Source organism: Pseudomonas sp. 8_5_2 (assembly GCF_059295255.1).
In genome coordinates this window covers 845668-862642 of the sequence record NZ_CM181238.1, presented here as the reverse complement: position 1 = coordinate 862642, position 16975 = coordinate 845668, and the positions used below count along the sequence as shown (strand labels likewise).

The window sequence follows — 16975 nt, the reverse complement described above, 5'->3', positions numbered from 1 at the left end:
GCCCGGCCCTGTCGCCGGCAAGCCAGCTCCACAGGTCCTGCACATGTCTTGAAGGTTGTGCAGAACCTGTGGGAGCTGGCTTGCCGGCGATGAGGCCCGCGAAACTGACACGGCTGTCAGCCAGCGGTCACGCTGCCGACCGGGTTCGGGGGCTATAAGATGAAGTACAGACAACCGTCCCTCTTCCCCTCTGGCCAAGGTCCCCGCACCGATGCGACGTCCGTCCCGCTCTGCTTTCCTGGCCGCCCTGGCGCTGCTCGTCCTGGTGCTAGCAGGCATCTGGTTCAGCCAGCGCCAACCGGCATCCACTGCCCGGGCGCCGACGGCCATCCCCGTGCGCGTGGTCAGTGTCGTCCAGCAGGACGTGCCGCGCTACGCCAGCGCGATCGGCTCGGTGCTGTCGCTGCACAGCGTCGAGGTGCGCCCGCAGGTTGAAGGGATATTGACCCAGGTACTGGTCAAGGAAGGCCAATGGGTAAAGGAAGGCGACCTGCTGGCCACCCTCGACGACCGCTCCATCCGCGCCAGCCTCGACCAGGCGCGTGCGCAGCTGGGCCAGAGCCAGGCACAGATCCAGGTGGCCGGGGTGGACCTCAAGCGCTACCGCCTGCTCAGCAGCGACGATGGCGTGTCGAAACAGACACTCGATCAGCAACAGGCGCTGGTCAACCAGTTGCAGGCCACGGTCAAGGGCAACCAGGCCGCCATCGCCAATGCCGAGGTGCAGTTGTCGTACACGCAAATACGTTCTCCGGTCACTGGCCGGGTAGGTATTCGCAACGTCGACCCGGGCAACCTGGTGCGTACCAGCGACACCCAGGGCCTGTTCAGCGTCACCCAGATCGACCCGATCGCCGTCGAGTTCGCCCTGCCGCAGCAGATGCTGCCGACCCTGCAGGGCCTGCTGAAGGCGCCCACCCCGGCGCTGGTGCAAGCCTATATGGACGCCGATGGTGAACGCAGCTTGCTGGGCGAGGGCCATCTGGCGCTGATCGATAACCAGATTTCCGCCAACACAGGCACCGTGCGGGTCAAGGCCGAGTTCGACAACAAGGACGGCCGCCTGTGGCCGGGCCAGCTGGTCACCATTCGCCTGCGCACAGCCGTGGAAGAAAACGCCCTGGTGGTACCACCACCGGTGGTGCAACGCGGCGTCGACGGGCACTTTGTCTACCGCCTGGACGGCGACAAGGTCACCAGCGTGCCGGTCAAGGTGCTGTACCAGGACAGCGGGCTGAACATCATCGCCGGGGTCAAGGCGGGCGAGCGCCTGGTGCTCGATGGGCAGTCGCGGCTCAAGCCTGGCTCTCATGTCGAGGTGGCCCCCGATGCCCCTGTACCGTCGGAAATGGCCGACCGCCGGAGCCAGCCATGAACACGCGCAACGGTGTCTCGGCCTGGTGCATCGACCACCCCATTGCCACCCTGCTGCTGACCTTCGCCCTGGTACTGCTGGGCGCCATCGCCTTCCCGCGGCTGCCGGTGGCACCGCTGCCCGAAGCGGACTTCCCGACCATCCAGGTAACCGCCCAGTTGCCTGGCGCCAGCCCGGAAACCATGGCCTCCTCAGTGGCCACCCCGCTGGAAGTGCAGTTCAGTGCCATCCCCGGCATGACCCAGATGACCAGCAGCAGCGCGCTGGGCTCGACCACCCTGATCCTGCAGTTCACCCTGGACAAGAACATCGACACCGCCGCCCAGGAAGTGCAGGCGGCGATCAACACAGCCACCGCACGCCTGCCGCAAGACCTGCCCAACCCGCCGACCTGGCGCAAGGTCAACCCGGCCGACAGCCCGGTGCTGGTAATGACCGTCAGCTCCAACCAGATGCCCGGCAACGACCTCAGCGACTATGCCGAAACCCTGCTGGCCCGCCAGCTGAGCCAGATCGAAGGGGTTGGCCTGATCAACATCACCGGGCAACTGCGCCCGGCGATCCGGGTACAGGCCCAGCCGGAAAAACTCGCCGCCATCGGCCTGACCCTGGCCGACCTGCGCCAGGCCATCCAGCAGACCAGCCTGAATCTGGCCAAGGGCGCACTGTACGGCGAGCACAACGTGTCGACCATCGCCGCCAACGACCAGCTGTTTCACCCCGAGGACTACGCGCAGCTGATCGTTTCCTACCGCGACGGCGCCCCGGTGCACCTCAAGGACGTGGCCAAGGTCATCAACGGCGCCGAAAACGCCTACGTCAAGGCGTGGTCCGGCGACCAGCCCGGGCTCAACCTGGTGATCTTCCGCCAGCCCGGCGCCAATATCGTCGATACCGTGGACCGGGTGCTGGCCGCCCTGCCCAAGCTGCAGGAGATGCTGCCGGCCTCGGTCGAGGTGTCGGTGCTGCAGGACCGCACGCAAACCATCCGCGCCTCGCTGCATGAAGTGGAACTGACCCTGATGATCGCCGTGGCCCTGGTGATCGGCGTGATGGCGCTGTTCCTGCGCCAGTGGTCGGCGACCATGGTCGTGTCCAGCGTGCTTGGTGTGTCGCTGATCGCCAGCTGCGCGCTGATGTACATCCTCGGTTTCAGCCTGAACAACCTGACCCTGGTGGCCATCGTCATTTCAGTGGGCTTCGTGGTCGACGATGCCATCGTGGTGGTGGAAAACATCCACCGCCACCTGGAGGCCGGTGAAGACAGCCGCACGGCGGCGCTCAAGGGCGCGGGCGAAATCGGTTTTACCGTGGTGTCGATCAGTTTCTCGCTGATTGCGGCGTTCATTCCGTTGCTGTTCATGGGCGGCGTGGTCGGCCGTCTGTTCAAGGAATTCGCCCTCACCGCCACCGCCACCATCCTGATTTCGGTAGTGGTCTCGCTGACCCTGGCGCCGACCCTGTGCGCGCTGTTCATGCGCCGCCCGCCCGGCGGGCACCAAGGCGGTTTTGGCGAACGCCTGGTGCGGTGGTACGAAAAGGGCCTGGACCGCGCCCTCGCCCACCAGCGCCTGACCCTGGGCGTGTTCGGCGTGACCCTGGCCCTGGCGGTGGCCGGTTACGTGGCCATCCCCAAAGGCTTCTTCCCGCTGCAGGACACCGGCTTCATCCTCGGCACCAGCGAAGCGGCGGCGGACGTGTCGTACCCGGCGATGATCGAGAAGCACCAGGCGCTGGCCAAAATCATCGAGGCCGACCCGGCCGTGCGCGCGTTTTCCCACTCGGTAGGCGTCACCGGCAGCAACCAGACCATCGCCAACGGCCGCTTCTGGATCGCCCTGAAGCCGCGCGGCGAGCGCGATGTGTCCGCCAGCGAGCTGATCGACCGGCTGCGCCCCAAGCTGGCCCAGGTGCCGGGTGTCGTCCTGTACATGCGGGCTGGCCAGGACATCAACCTCAGCTCTGGCCCGTCCCGCACCCAGTACCAGTACGTGCTCAAGAGCAACGACGGCGTAGCGTTGAACCTGTGGACCCAGCGCCTGACCGAACGCCTGCGGGAAAACCCGGCATTGCGTGACCTGTCCAACGACCTGCAACTGGGCGCCAGCGTCACCCGCATCGACATCGACCGCCAGGCTGCCGCACGCTTCGGCCTGACCACCACCGACGTCGACCAGGCACTGTACGACGCCTTCGGCCAACGGCAGATCAGCGAATTCCAGACCGAGACCAACCAGTACAAGGTGATCCTCGAACTGGATGCGCGCCAGCGCGGCAAGGCCGAGAGCCTCAACTTCTTCTACCTGCGCTCGCCGCTGACCAACGAAATGGTGCCGCTTTCAGCCGTGGCGCATGTGGCGCCGCCCACTACCGGGCCACTGTCGATCAGCCACGACGGCCTGTTCCCGGCCGCCAACCTGTCGTTCAACCTGGCCCCCGGCGTGGCCCTGGGCGATGCGGTGAGCATCCTCGAACGCACCCAGCGCGAGCTGGGCATGCCCGACTCCATCAGCGGTAATTTCCAGGGCGCGGCCCAGGCCTTCCAGAGCTCGCTGTCGAGCCAGCCATGGCTGATCCTGGCAGCGCTGGTGGCGGTGTACATCATTCTCGGCGTGCTGTACGAAAGCTTCGTTCACCCGCTGACGATCATCTCCACCCTGCCCTCGGCGGGCCTCGGGGCGCTGATACTGCTGTGGGCGATGGGCCAGGACTTCAGCATCATGGGGCTGATCGGCGTGGTGCTGCTGATCGGTATCGTCAAGAAAAACGGCATCCTGCTGATCGACTTTGCCCTCGAAGCCCAGCGTCATCGCGGCCTGACACCCGAGCAGGCAATCCACCAGGCCTGCCTCACGCGCTTCCGGCCGATCATCATGACCACCCTGGCCGCCTTGCTTGGCGCAGTCCCGCTGATGTTCGGCTTTGGCACCGGGGCCGAGCTGCGCCAGCCGCTGGGTATCGCGGTGGTCGGCGGCCTGCTGGTGAGCCAGGCGCTGACGCTGTTCACCACCCCGGTCATATACTTGACCCTCGAGCGCCTGTTCCACCGCCGCCAGGCTGCCCGGGCGGCAGCGCCAAGTGCCAGTTAGGACAAGACCATGCGTGTGCTGATCATCGAAGACGAAGAAAAAACCGCCGACTACCTGCATCGCGGCCTGAGCGAACAGGGTTTTACCGTCGACCTGGCCCGCGACGGCATCGATGGCCTGCACCTGGCCCTGGAACGCGATTACGCGGTGATCGTGCTGGACGTGATGTTGCCCGGCCTGGACGGCTATGGAGTGCTGCGCGCCTTGCGTGCGCGCAAGCAGACACCGGTGATCATGCTGACCGCCCGCGAACGGGTCGAAGACCGCATCCACGGCCTGCGCGAAGGCGCTGACGACTACCTGGGCAAGCCGTTCTCGTTCCTCGAACTGGTTGCCCGCCTGCAGGCCCTGACCCGGCGCAGCAGCAGCCACGAGCCGCTGCAGGTGCAAGTGGCCGACCTGTGGATCGACCTGATGGCGCGCAAGGCAACACGTGCCGGCCAGCGCCTGGAGCTGACCGCCAAGGAGTTTTCGCTGCTCAGCGTGCTGGCCCGCAGGCAAGGCGAGATCCTGTCGAAGACGGCGATCGCCGAGCTGGTCTGGGACATCAACTTCGACAGTGATGCCAACGTCGTCGAGGTGGCGATCAAGCGCCTGCGCGCCAAGCTCGACGGCCCCTTCGACAACAAGCTGCTGCACACCATCCGAGGCATGGGCTATGTCCTGGAAAACCGTGCCGGGTAACTCCATCGCGCTGCGCCTGTCGGCGTTGTTCATTCTGGTGGCGCTGAGCGTGTTCCTGCTGATCGGCTCGGCGCTGTATCGCCAGGTCGACCGCAGCCTCGACCTGCTGCCGCAGGCCGAACTGGATGCGCGCTTCAGCGTGCTCGAATCCACCCTCAACCGCTTCGGCACGCCCGAGCACTGGGCCAAGATCAACAACAAGCTCAACCTGCTCAGCGAAGAGGACAAGCGCATTCGCTTCTGGGTGGTCAGCAGCAACCCGGCCTACGAGTACGGTCAGCCCAGCGAGCTGATACGCGCTTTTGCCGAAGGTGCACAAGGCATGCGCGACCTGCGCCTGCCTGACCGCCCCTACCCTTACAAGGTGCTGGTCAGCGAACTGCCGGCGCTGGACCAGCGCCCGCCACTGCGCTTTCTGATCGGCATCGACACCGAAACTTTCTGGCAGGCCCAGCACAGCCTGCTGGTGGCGATTGTAGGGCTGGCGGTGCTCGGCGTGTTGCTGGCTTCGCTGCTGGGCTACTGGGTAGCGCGGATCGGCCTGCGCCCGCTGCTGGCATTGTCCAACGAGGCCCAGGCCCTGGCCCCGCCGCGCCTGGACGGGCGCCTGCAGACCCAGGCCCTGGCCCCGGAACTGGCGCAGTTCGCCGGCGCTTTCAATGCGGCGCTGGACCGGGTCAGCCAAGCCTATTCACGGCTGGAGGCGTTCAACGCCGACGTCGCCCATGAACTGCGCTCGCCGCTGACCAACCTGATCGGCCAGACCCAGGTGGCGCTGACCCGCGGGCGCAGCGCCGAGCACTACTTCGAGGTGCTGCAATCGAACCTTGAGGAGCTGGAGCGCCTGCGCAGCATCATCAACGATATGTTGTTCCTGGCCAGCGCCGACCAGGGCAGCAAGGCCACTGCCCTGACCCAGGCTTCACTGGCCGAGGAAGTGGCCACCACCCTCGACTACCTGGACTACATCCTCGAAGACGCACAGGTCAGCGTGAGCGTGACCGGCGACGCACAGGTGCCCATCGAGAAAGCCCAGTTGCGCCGGGCGTTGATCAACCTGCTGAACAACGCCGTGCAGCACACGGCGCCGCACCAGCAGATCCAGGTGCGGATTGACGCCGAGCCCGGGCAGGTCAGCATTGCCGTGAGCAACCCCGGGCCGGCGATCGACGATGCGCACCTGCCGTTGCTGTTTGAACGCTTCTACCGCGTGGATGCGGCGCGCAGCAACAGTGGCGGGGGCAACCATGGGTTGGGGTTGGCGATCGTCAAGGCGATTGCCTTGATGCATGGCGGGGAGGTGTTTGTGCGCAGTGGGGCCGGGTTCAATACCTTCGGCATCCAACTGCCAGTCTGACGCGGTCCCTGTAGGACCGTGTCTAGCGCAGTGGTTTGCGGCGAAAGTGCTATTGCTTTTTGAGGGATCGTTACCTTTTGCGCAACAGTGCTTATCGCACTTCGCTCTGTTTCAAGTGCACTGAAAGGACTAACTTTACCCCTGTCCTCATTAGCACTTGCCCCGCAAGAAGGTAGTTTCAAATGTCCAACAGTATGGGTATTGCCAGCGTCTTCGTCCTGTCTTCCCTGTTGTTGTCGCCCTTGGCCATGGCCGAAGAATCCCCCGCTTTCGTCAACCGTAATGCAGAGCTCGCCGCCGTCCATCAAGAGGCCCGCGACGCTGTAGCCGCACAACAGGCTGACGCCGTGAAAGACGTAAACCAGACAGCCTCCAAAGTTTCTGTCGATGCCAACAGCGACAGCTGATCAAGCGCTGTTATTGCTCCCGTTTTCCCTTGGCTACGCCATGGGCACCACCGGTGCCGATATGTTAGCCTTTTAAAGCCGCTGCCAATCAGCGGCTTTTTTTATGTGCTTAAACTCTCAGCCCCGCTGTAACGTCCTTCTATAAAAAGACGCACATTCAAAAATAAAAACTGCCCCACCGTCAGACCAAAGGAGCTAGTACCGGTGTCTTCCGCGTTTCGCTTTACCCCGCTTTTCATTGCGTTGACTGCAACGATCCCCTTCGCCGCCCAGGCAGATGAAGACAAGGCTGATGGCTTCATCGAAGGTTCGTCCTTCAACCTGCATTTCCGTAACGCCTACTTCAACCGCGACAACCACAATGCCGGCGTGCGCGACACCCGCGAGTGGGGCCAGGGCGCCGTTGCACGCTTCGAGTCGGGCTACACCCCGGGTGTGATCGGCTTTGGCCTGGACGCCCATGCCATGCTGGGCCTGAAACTGGACGGCGGTGGCGGCCATGCCGGCACCAGCATCCTGCCCCAGCACATCAAGGACGACGGCGAGCTGGGTGCTGCCCCGCACTCGTTCTCCACCGCCGGTGCCGCGATCAAGCTGAAGGCCTTTGACACCGAGCTCAAAGCCGGTGACCTGTTCCTTACCAACCCGGTGATCGCCGGCGGCGAAACCCGCATGCTGCCGCAGACCTTCCGCGGTGTGAGCCTGACCAACACCAGCGTTGACGGCCTGCTGCTCGAAGGCGGCCAGGTCAGCTTCACTCACCCGTACAACCAAAGCGGTCACCGCCGTATCGATACCTACTACGGGTCGCTGGACGAGCACGACAAGAGCAAGCACCTGAACTGGGCCGGCGCGTCGTGGAGCGGTACCCCGAACATCACCGCCAACCTGTACGCGGCCGAGCTGAAGGACATCTGGAACCAGTACTACGCGGACTTCGACTACACCTACGTGGTCAACGACCTGGTCAGCCTGAACCCGGGCGTGCACTTCTACCACACCCAGGACACCGGCCAGGCCCTGCTGGGCAAGATCGACAACAACACCTACAGCCTGCACTTCACCGTCAATGCCGGGTACCACAGCGTCACCGCCGCCTACCAGCGGGTCAACGGCAACACGCCGTTCGACTACATCAACCTGGGCGACAGCGTGTACCTGGACAACTCGCGCATGTATTCGGACTTCAACGCCCCGAACGAGCGTTCCTGGAAGCTGCAGTACGGTTATGACTTCGCCGGCGCAGGCATCCCGGGCCTGAGCACCACGCTGTCGTACTCGCGCGGCGAGGCGGACCTGAGCAAAGCCACCCAGGACACCAGCCACTACGACTACTACCGTGCCGACGGCAAGAATGCCACGCACTGGGAGCGCGACCTGGATGTGAAATACGTGTTCCAGGAGGGGGACCTCAAAGACCTGGCGGTGCAGGTGCGCTACGCCACCCACCGTGGCAGCCAGGGCTATGCGTCGATCGACAGCAACAGCGACAACGACGAACTGCGGGTGATCGTCGACTATCCGCTGAACGTGTTCTGATCTCACCCTGCAAGCTTCACCTGTAACCCTGTGGGAGCGGCGGTGCGGCGATCCGATTCACCCGCGAAGAAGGCTCCGCGGTGCCGGGCACCGGCTTCGCCGGTGTTCGCGGGTTAACCCGCTCCCACAGGGGCGCTGAAATGAATCGAACTTGCAGCACAGCGTGATTCCGTCGGACAAATCTTGTCCGACAATCCCCGCTTCCCTAGAATGTCGCCGCCGCGAATGGCCCTGCCCACGCAGTAGCGAGCATGCCCACCCAACCCCAGCGTTTTGCAGTCTACAGGTCGCACCCCGCGCTGATCCTAAACCTGGGCAGTTGCCTTGCCGTGCTCGCAATCGTGGCCATCGTCAGCTACCTGCTGGCGCGCGAACGTGACAGTGTCGAACTGTCTGCCCTGCGTTCGTCCAACAACATCGTCCAGCTGATCGAAAGCGACATCCTGCGCAACGTCGAACTTTACGACCAGTCCCTGCAAGGCCTGATCTGGGCGGTCGGGCGAAAGGAACTGGCGCAGGTACCCGGCCCGTTGCGGCAGCGCCTGCTGTTCAACGAGGCGTTCGTCGACCGCAAGCGCGGTGACGTGCTGTGGCTGGACAAGCAAGGCAATGTGGTGGGCGATTCCACCAGCAGCGTGCCGCGCCAGGCCAACTTCGGCGATACCGGGGTGTTTCTGGCGCACCAGCGCAATGCCAACCTCGGCCTGCTGGTAGGCCCACCATTCAAGGCCAGGCTTGGCGACCTGGACTGGTGCATCAGCTTCAGCCGGCGTATTTCCGGGCCGCATGGCGAATTCGCCGGTCTGGCTGCAGGTGCCCTGCGCCTGTCGTATTTCAGTGAGCTGTTCCAGCGCCTGGACATCGGTGATGACAGCAGCATCAACCTGATCAACACCGACGGGCAACTGCTCGCCCGCCAGCCCAGCCGCGCGCGGGACCCGCTGATCGGCAGCAACTATGCCGGGCGACCAAACTTCAAGCGCATACTGAGTGAACAGCGCGGCAGCTTCACTGCGCGCTCCGGCAGTGACCACCGCCTGCGCATGTACACCTTCGCCCGGGTCCCACAATTACCGCTGATCGTGCTGGTGGTGCATTCGGCCGACGAGGTGTTCCAGTCGTGGCGCCGCACAGCGATTCTGGTCAGCGTTGCCACTGGTGTGCTGTGCGTGGGTATTCTCTGGCTGACACTGCTGCTGGGTCGTGAGCTGAGCCGTCGCCACGAGGCCGAGCAAGGGTTGGCGACATTGGCGGCCACCGACAGCCTGACCGGCCTGGCCAACCGCCGGCGCCTGGACCAGGTGCTGAGACAGGAGTGGGCACGCGCCCAGCGCAACCGCAAACCACTGGCGGTGCTGATGGTGGATGTGGATCACTTCAAGGCATTCAACCAGCGCCACGGCCACGCTGGGGGCGACCATGCCCTGCGCGAAGTGGCCAAGGCCATCGAGGCGTGCATTCGTCGTCCCGCTGACTTGGCAGCGCGCTATGGTGGGGAGGAATTTCAGGTCGTGCTGCCGGAAACGGAGTTGGCCGGAGCACTGCTGCTGGCAGAACGGATACGGGCCAGCGTCGAAGCGCTCGCACCCTTTGCCGAAGATACCGACGCGATAACAGTAAGCATCGGCATCGGCTTGTCCGGCACCCGGCACGACCTGACGAGTGTGCTGGGTGCTGCGGACGAAGCCCTCTACCGGGCCAAGGCCAAAGGCCGCAACCGGGTAGAGGGGCCTGCCGTTTAGGAACGGGCGCGGGCAGCGTTACGCAGCGCCTTGACCTGGTCATGGTTGCGCTGCACGCCCTGCAGCTGGTTTTCCACCAGCATGTAGGACTGGTCGCTGGCGGTGCGGCCCAGCTTCACCAGCTTCTCACGGGCTTCCTTGTAGGCCTTGAGGGCGTGGTCCTCGCCGCGTTCAACCTCGTTCAGCACCGCTTCTTCATCTTTGCCGGTGAGCATCGATTTAAGGTTGACCCAACCACGGTGCATGTCGCCGCTGATGCTGGTGGAGGTTTCAGGGTCGCCACCCAGGCGGCGCACCTCGCTTTGCAGTTCGCCGGCAGCGTTGGCGCACTCGCCGGCACGCTGGACGAAGAACGCTTTCAGTTCCGGGTTCTTCACATCATCGGCCGAGGCTTTGAAACCCTTTTCGCCGTCCTTGCTGTACTCGATCAGGTCGTTGAGTACGTCGATTACGTCTTTGTTGGGGTTGCTCATGGTGAAACTCCTTGGCAGGTGATAGTCATCTGTAAGGGAGCAGTGTTCGTGCCAAGCTTTTGAATTTATAAATATCCTTTAAAATCAGATAGTTAAGAACCGGAAGAAGATGCCGTCGGATGGCGTTCTGCATGATTGCCGCTTGGGACCTCGTGCAGATTGCAGTATGGTCGGCGCTTTTCCCCAGCCAGGTGCGCCGATGAAACCGGAAATGCTCGAACTGCTTGTGACCCGGACCATGCCCTTCGGCAAGTACCAGGGGCGCATCATTGCCGACCTGCCGGGGGATTATCTGGCGTGGTTCGCGCGCCGGGGCTTCCCGGCGGGTGAACTGGGGGGGTTGTTGGCGTTGATGCATGAGGTGGATCACAACGGGCTGGGGGATCTGCTGGGGCCGTTGCGGCAGAAGCATCGGCGCGCTTAGGGATCGCATCAGGGCTTGCAGGTGCTGGCCGCAAGATTTGCAGCGCCTGTCAGCCTTGATGCCGGCGATAGGCCCAGCCAGCCCCTACCCCTTGACCGGCGCCACAGCCAGTTCCACCTGCTCGCTCTTCTTGATCAGCGCATACACCACCGCCGTCAGCAAGCTGCCCGCCACGATCGCCAGCAGGTACAGCAATGCATGGTTGATCGCATTCGGAATCAGCAGCACAAACAGGCCACCATGCGGCGCCATCAGCTTGCAACCGAAGTACATCGACAACGCCCCGGTCAACGCCCCACCGGCAACACTGGCCGGGATTACCCGCAACGGGTCCTTGGCGGCGAACGGAATTGCGCCTTCGGAGATGAAGCACAGCCCCAGCGCCAACGCCGCCTTGCCCGCCTCGCGCTCGCTCTGGGCGAACTTGCGCCGGGCCAGGAAGGTGGCGATGCCCAGGCCGATCGGGGGCACCATGCCGGCAGCCATGGTGGCTGCCATCGGTGCGTAGCTAGACGATGCCAGCAAGCCTACCGAGAAGGCATACGCTGCCTTGTTGATCGGCCCGCCCAGGTCGACGCACATCATGCCGCCCAGCAACAGACCCAGCAAAATGGCATTGGTGGTGCCCATGCTGTCGAGGAAAAGCGTGAGCCCTGCGAGCATGGCCGCCACCGGCTGGCCGACCACGTAGATCATCACCAGGCCGGTGAACAAGCTGGCCAGCAGGGGAATGATCAGGATCGGCTTGAGTGCCTCCAGGCTGCTGGGCAGGCGCGCCCAGCGGGCGATGGCCTTGGCACTGTAACCGGCAAGAAAGCCGGCCACGATGCCGCCGATGAAACCCGCGCCCAAGGTGCTTGCCAGTAGCCCGCCAATCATGCCGGGGGCCAGCCCCGGGCGGTCGGCGATGGACCAGGCGATGTACCCCGCCAGCAGCGGCACCATCAGCTTGAATGCAGCCTCGCCACCGATTTGCATCAGCGCGGCCGGCAAGGTGCCGGGCTCTTTGTAGGCCTCGATGCCGAACACGAAGGACAGGGCAATCAGCAAGCCACCGGCCACTACCATCGGCAGCATGAACGACACGCCGGTGAGCAGGTGCTTGTACACACCGGTTTTCTCACCTTTCGCTGCCGGGCTGGCCGCTGCAGCGTCAGCGCTGCTTTCCACCTTGGCCTCGGCCAGCGCCTTGTCCAGCGTGGCACGGGCCTGCTTGAGGGCGATGCCGGTGCCACAGCGGTAGATGCGCTTGCCGGCAAAACGCGCGGCAGGGACTTCGATATCGGCGGCCAGCAGCACCACATCCGCCTCGGCGATCGCGTCGGCAGACAAGGGGTTACGCGCACCGACCGAGCCCTGGGTCTCGACAGTCAGCTGATAGCCCAGTTGTTGTGCAGCTTGCTGCAAGGCCTCTGCGGCCATGAAGGTGTGTGCAACACCGGTCGGGCAAGCGGTGACCGCGACAATGCGCGCGCCAGCGCCGGCAACTTCGGCCTGGCGTGCCTCTGCGGCCAGCAGTTGAGCGTTGGCTGCCGCTTCATCCAGGAAACCTTCGCGGTCAGCCAGCGCCCGCGAGGGCGTGCTCTGGTACACGCGTTTGCCGACGAAACGGCCCAGGTCCACCGGGCCGGTGCTGACCACTAGCACCCAGTCGGCCTCGGCGATCTGCGCCGCGCTCAGCTGCCGCTCCGGGTGGCCGGCGTCCTGCACTTCGACGCTGGTGCTCCAGCCACGCCGCTGGGCGGCAGCGGCCAGCAAACGAGCGCTCAGCACACTCGACACCTGGCCGTTGGGGCAGGCGGTGACAATGGCAATGTTCATCGGCAACCCTCTTGTTGTTCTGTCAGTTGCACGCCAGCTTCAAGCCGCGCCAGTTGCTCGCGGTCACGGATGCCGAAGCCGACCTGGGTAACGGCCTGGGCGGCGATCGCGGTGGCGCGGGTCAAGGTCTGCGCCGGCGCTTCACCCAGCAGCAGGCCATGGACCATGCCGGCCACCAGCGAATCCCCTGCGCCGACCGTGCTGGCGACACGTACCTTGGGTGGTTTGGCATGCAGGGCAAGGTCGCGGGCGAACCAGCTGACGCCCTGCTCGCCGGCAGACACCACCACATGTTCTACGCCGCTGGCCAACAGGCGCAGCGCCGCGGCACGCTGCTGTGCAGGGTTATCCACAGCCAGGCCAAGCACCTCGCCCAGCTCTTCGGTATTGGGCTTGACCAGCCAGGGCGCGCCTTGCAGTCCGGCACGCAGGGCTTCGCCGCTACTGTCCAGGGCCACCTTCAGGCCTTGGGCCTGCAACTGGTCGAGCAACTGGCGGAACCAGTCGGCACCCACTCCACGCGGCAGGCTGCCTGCGACAACCACGGCATCGTGCCCAGGGGCGACCTGTTCGAGCAGGCGCAGCAAGGCGCTGCGAGCAGCCTCGTCGACCTCCGGGCCCTGGCCGTTGATGTCGGTGACGCGCCCGTCAGCCTCGACCAGCTTGATATTGCTGCGGGTTTCGCCGGGCACGCGGACGAAGCAATCGGCAAAGCCGCGCCCGTCGATCAGTGCCTCGAACGGTTGCAGGTTGTCCTGCCCGAGGAAACCGCCAACGGTAACGCTGTGCCCCAGGTCGGCCAGTACCTGGGCAACGTTCAGCCCCTTGCCGGCGGCGTCAGTCTGCTGCACCTGGCTGCGGTTGACCTGCCCCGCGCGCAAGGTATCCAGGCCGATGGTGATGTCCAGCGCCGGGTTCAGGGTGAGGGTGAGGATCTTGGCCATTCAGTAACGCTCCACCAGCGCGCGAACCGCTGCGGCGCTGTCCTGTTGCAGGGCCTCACGCGCCAGGGCGCGGGCCGTCTGGTGATCGGCCTGGCGGACCAGGGCCTTGACTTCGGCAATGCTGCGCGCGCTGACACTGAGCTCATCTACATCGAGGCCGAGCAGCACGGCGACGGCCTGCGGGTCGGCCGCCAGCTCACCGCACACACCCACCCACTTGCCGTGCGCATGCGCAGCACGCACGGTCATGTCGATCAGGCTGAGCACTGCCGGGTGCAGGCCGTCGGCCTGGGCCGACAGGCTAGGGTGGCCACGGTCGATGGCCAGGGTGTACTGGGTAAGGTCGTTGGTGCCGATGCTGAAGAAGTCCACCTCGCGTGCCAGTTGCGGCGCCAGCAGCGCTGCCGAAGGGACCTCGACCATGATGCCCAGTTGCAAGTCCGCTACCGGGATCTCTGTCCGCAGACGCTCGACCATGGCCCGCGCCTCGCGCCACTCATGCACCTGGCCAACCATCGGGAACATGATGCGCAGCGGGCGCTGGTCGGCAGCCCGCAGCAAGGCGCGCAACTGCGCTTCCATCACCTGCGGGCGTTGCAGGGTCAGGCGCACCCCACGCACACCGAGAAACGGATTTTCCTCGGCCGCAATCGGCCAGTACGGCAGCGGTTTGTCGCCACCGACATCCAGGGTGCGTACCACCAGCGGCCGGCCATCAAGGCCATCGAGCACGCGACGGTACTCGGCCTCCTGGGTTGCCACATCCGGGAGTTGTGGGTGGGCCATGAAAATCAGTTCGGTGCGCAGCAGGCCGACGCCTTCGGCGCCCTGCTCCACCACCTTGGCAATGCCGCTGCTGTCGCCGATGTTGGCGAACACTTCGACGGCGTGGCCATCACGGGTAACGGCGGGTTCGAAGCGGTCAGCCCAGGCGGCCTGCAGGCGTTGCTCGCGCAAATCCCGCTCGGCCAGGGCACGCTGCAGCTCATCTGCCGGCGGCGCCACGCTGACCGCGCCGCGCTGGCCATCGAGCAGCAGCGGCGTGCCACTGTGCAACAGCAGTATCGAAGCACCCGCGCCGACCACTGCCGGAATGCCCAGGGCACGGGCAACGATGGCGCTGTGGGCGGTGGCGCCACCTTGAGCGGTGACGATACCGGCAACCCGCGCCGGGTCCAGCCGGGCGACATCGGACGGGCCGACCTCGGTCATCACCAGCACATAGGGTTGTTCAGGTTCGACCTGGGGCTGCACACCGCACAACTGCGCCAGCACGCGCCGGCCGATGTCGCGCAGGTCGGCGGCGCGCTCGGCCAGCAAGGCATCGTGCAACGCCTCCTGCTGGCGGGCGGCCGCCTCGATCACGGCCATCCACGCCGCTGCGGCGCTTTCGCCCTGGCCAAGGCGCTGTTCGACATCGTCGGTCAACGCCGGGTCGGCGAGCATTTCCTGATGGGTGACGAATATCTCGCCAATGGCCTTGTCGCTGCGCTGGATCAATGCCTGCAATTCACTGGACACGTTCGCCAGGGCTTCGCGCAGTTTCTGCCGCTCCTGGGCACACGACTCGCCACGCAAGGGGTAGTCGAACTCACGCTCGACACATACATGCGCCGGGCCGCTGGCAATGCCAGGGGCAGCGCCAACGCCCTGGATACGGCTGCCAGCCTGGGGGGCCTGCAGCACTTCAGGGGTGGTTTCGGCGACGGCAGCGGTGCCTGCTGGTAGCGGCTCCACCTCTTCGCCCAGGCCCTGTTCGATGGCAGTCTGCAACACCGGCAAGGCATCGGCGGCAATGCCTGGCTCGGCCACCAGTTCCAGCACCTGACCGCGACGGGCACCGAGGCTGAGCAGCTTGCTCAGGCTCTTCACCGACACCGCCGGCTGAGTGCTGTCGGCCAGGCGCACACGGATTTCCCCTTCGAAGCCTTTGGCCAGCTGCGCCAGCACTTTGGCCGGGCGCGCATGCAGGCCATGCGGGTTGGCCAGCACGATACGCGCGCTGGGCCAGTCGGCCGGCGCTTCGCCGCCCAGCACTTGCAGCACCGCGCGGCTGCTGGTGGCCTGGTACAGCATCTGCCCGCGGCCCTCTATCAGCACCTCGCACAGGCGCTCAAGCAGGGCCTGGTGGGCAGCGCCAAGGCTGGCCAGGCAGAACAGGCCGTTGAGTGGCTGGTCGCGGTAGCGCAGCGGTTGCTGCGGGGTAACGAAGGCCAGGCCCGGCTGGCGCACCTGGCGCTCGCTGTGCAGCCACCACAGGCCCTCGCCCAGCGGCAGCGGCTCGGCCTGTTGCAGCACGGCGGCAAAGCCGCTGTCGACACAATCGGCGCGCTGCAACAGCCGGGCACCGCGCCAGGCCAGCTCGTCGAAGTCCTCGGCCGGCAGGTTCAGGCCGACCAGTTGTGCATCCAGCGCCAGTTCCTGCGGCGCACCCTGCAGCAGTTTCAGCAACGCTTCGGCGGAACTCGCCCGGCGCAAGGCTTCGGCCAGGTCGGTCTCGCCCAGCGCACGGGTCAGCAGTTGCAGCAGGCGCAGGTGTTCGTCGGAGCGGGCTGCGATACCGATGGCCAGGTAGACCGTATGGCCATCGCCCCAGTCCACGCCCTCGGGAAACTGCAGCAGGCGCACGCCGGTGGCATGCACCAGGTCACGGGTCTGCGGCGTGCCATGGGGAATGGCAATGCCCTGCCCAAGGAAGGTCGAGCCTTGCGCCTCGCGGTCCTGCAACCCCTGCAGGTAGCCCTCGGCGACCAGGCCGTCAGCGACCAGCCGCCCGGCCAGCAGGCGTAATGCCTCAGCTTTGTCGGCGGCCGTCTGGCCCATGGCTATCTGCTCCTTGACGAGCTCGAGCATGACCTTCTCCTTTTGCAGTTCCCGGTCGGGTACTGGAGTATTGTTGTGAAATTCACGTAGACGGCCAGTTCAACAGCCTTGCACAAGTGCAAGCCGAGGCAGAAAATTCGGCAGCTGAAACGTTTAATCTGACCAGACGGCCACGTTACTCGATAATCTGCCGATGAAAAAGCCCCATCCTGTCGGACAATTGCGACAATGGTCGTCTGCGCGTGCTGCCTGTAGCGGGTCAAACTACCCGGTCAGGCCTCACAGCCAGCCCCGGTA

At 65.0% G+C, this 16975-nt stretch carries 12 protein-coding genes; 8 read left to right on the top strand and 4 right to left on the bottom strand.

What is annotated here, in order from left to right; translation table 11 throughout:
* Positions 1-211: 211 nt before the first annotated feature.
* The 7 genes from AC5O5R_RS03940 to AC5O5R_RS03910 all read left to right on the top strand — a co-directional run bounded on the left by AC5O5R_RS03940 (position 212) and on the right by AC5O5R_RS03910 (position 10193).
* Positions 212-1375, top strand: a complete 1164-nt coding sequence (locus tag AC5O5R_RS03940) for an efflux RND transporter periplasmic adaptor subunit (RefSeq protein ID WP_494514976.1) — start codon at positions 212-214, stop codon at positions 1373-1375.
* The gene (locus AC5O5R_RS03935; protein WP_494514975.1) at positions 1372-4464 is read left to right on the top strand and encodes a multidrug efflux RND transporter permease subunit; all 3093 of its coding nucleotides are present in this window, start codon (positions 1372-1374) and stop codon (positions 4462-4464) included. Before AC5O5R_RS03940 ends, AC5O5R_RS03935 begins: the two co-directional genes overlap by 4 nt.
* Before the next feature lie 9 nt (positions 4465-4473).
* Positions 4474-5148, top strand: coding sequence for a heavy metal response regulator transcription factor (locus AC5O5R_RS03930; RefSeq protein WP_172226362.1), 675 nt, complete (start codon positions 4474-4476; stop codon positions 5146-5148).
* Positions 5123-6505, top strand: coding sequence for a heavy metal sensor histidine kinase (locus tag AC5O5R_RS03925; protein ID WP_172226365.1), 1383 nt, complete (start codon positions 5123-5125; stop codon positions 6503-6505). Before AC5O5R_RS03930 ends, AC5O5R_RS03925 begins: the two co-directional genes overlap by 26 nt.
* A gap of 182 nt (positions 6506-6687) precedes the next feature.
* The gene (locus AC5O5R_RS03920; protein WP_494514974.1) at positions 6688-6912 is read left to right on the top strand and encodes a hypothetical protein; all 225 of its coding nucleotides are present in this window, start codon (positions 6688-6690) and stop codon (positions 6910-6912) included.
* 204 nt (positions 6913-7116) lie between these two features.
* The gene (locus AC5O5R_RS03915; protein WP_172288332.1) at positions 7117-8451 is read left to right on the top strand and encodes an OprD family porin; all 1335 of its coding nucleotides are present in this window, start codon (positions 7117-7119) and stop codon (positions 8449-8451) included.
* 251 nt (positions 8452-8702) lie between these two features.
* Entirely contained in the window at positions 8703-10193 is a 1491-nt protein-coding gene (locus tag AC5O5R_RS03910) for a diguanylate cyclase (RefSeq protein WP_494514973.1), read from the top strand.
* Here AC5O5R_RS03910 and AC5O5R_RS03905 read toward each other — a convergent pair.
* Complete coding sequence (locus tag AC5O5R_RS03905) at positions 10190-10666, bottom strand: ferritin-like domain-containing protein (RefSeq protein ID WP_172226377.1); 477 nt, start codon at positions 10664-10666, stop codon at positions 10190-10192. The genes AC5O5R_RS03910 and AC5O5R_RS03905 overlap by 4 nt on opposite strands.
* Before the next feature lie 199 nt (positions 10667-10865).
* On the opposite strand from AC5O5R_RS03905, the gene AC5O5R_RS03900 reads away from it, so the two are divergent.
* The gene (locus AC5O5R_RS03900; RefSeq protein ID WP_172226380.1) at positions 10866-11090 is read left to right on the top strand and encodes a DUF3820 family protein; all 225 of its coding nucleotides are present in this window, start codon (positions 10866-10868) and stop codon (positions 11088-11090) included.
* A gap of 84 nt (positions 11091-11174) precedes the next feature.
* On the opposite strand, the gene AC5O5R_RS03895 is transcribed toward AC5O5R_RS03900, so the two are convergent.
* The 3 genes from AC5O5R_RS03895 to ptsP are packed head-to-tail and all read right to left on the bottom strand — an operon-like array spanning position 11175 to position 16708.
* The gene (locus AC5O5R_RS03895; RefSeq protein ID WP_494514972.1) at positions 11175-12911 is read right to left on the bottom strand and encodes a PTS fructose-like transporter subunit IIB; all 1737 of its coding nucleotides are present in this window, start codon (positions 12909-12911) and stop codon (positions 11175-11177) included.
* Positions 12908-13855 (bottom strand): 1-phosphofructokinase, encoded by a 948-nt coding sequence (gene pfkB / locus AC5O5R_RS03890; RefSeq protein WP_494514971.1) that lies wholly within the window; start codon positions 13853-13855, stop codon positions 12908-12910. The genes AC5O5R_RS03895 and pfkB overlap by 4 nt, the downstream gene beginning before the upstream one ends.
* Complete coding sequence (gene ptsP, locus AC5O5R_RS03885; protein WP_494514970.1) at positions 13856-16708, bottom strand: phosphoenolpyruvate--protein phosphotransferase; 2853 nt, start codon at positions 16706-16708, stop codon at positions 13856-13858.
* Positions 16709-16975: the final 267 nt, after the last annotated feature.

Excerpts from the sequence above, each read along its gene's own strand:
- AC5O5R_RS03940 (WP_494514976.1), top strand. The coding sequence starts at position 212 with ATGCGACGTCCGTCCCGCTCTGCTTTCCTGGCCGCCCTGGCGCTGCTC.
- AC5O5R_RS03935 (WP_494514975.1), top strand. The coding sequence starts at position 1,372 with ATGAACACGCGCAACGGTGTCTCGGCCTGGTGCATCGACCACCCCATT.
- AC5O5R_RS03930 (WP_172226362.1), top strand. The coding sequence starts at position 4,474 with ATGCGTGTGCTGATCATCGAAGACGAAGAAAAAACCGCCGACTACCTG.
- AC5O5R_RS03925 (WP_172226365.1), top strand. The coding sequence starts at position 5,123 with ATGTCCTGGAAAACCGTGCCGGGTAACTCCATCGCGCTGCGCCTGTCG.
- AC5O5R_RS03920 (WP_494514974.1), top strand. The coding sequence starts at position 6,688 with ATGTCCAACAGTATGGGTATTGCCAGCGTCTTCGTCCTGTCTTCCCTG.
- AC5O5R_RS03910 (WP_494514973.1), top strand. The coding sequence starts at position 8,703 with ATGCCCACCCAACCCCAGCGTTTTGCAGTCTACAGGTCGCACCCCGCG.
- AC5O5R_RS03905 (WP_172226377.1), bottom strand. The coding sequence starts at position 10,666 with ATGAGCAACCCCAACAAAGACGTAATCGACGTACTCAACGACCTGATC.
- AC5O5R_RS03900 (WP_172226380.1), top strand. The coding sequence starts at position 10,866 with ATGAAACCGGAAATGCTCGAACTGCTTGTGACCCGGACCATGCCCTTC.
- AC5O5R_RS03895 (WP_494514972.1), bottom strand. The coding sequence starts at position 12,911 with ATGAACATTGCCATTGTCACCGCCTGCCCCAACGGCCAGGTGTCGAGT.
- pfkB (WP_494514971.1), bottom strand. The coding sequence starts at position 13,855 with ATGGCCAAGATCCTCACCCTCACCCTGAACCCGGCGCTGGACATCACC.
- ptsP (WP_494514970.1), bottom strand. The coding sequence starts at position 16,708 with ATGCTCGAGCTCGTCAAGGAGCAGATAGCCATGGGCCAGACGGCCGCC.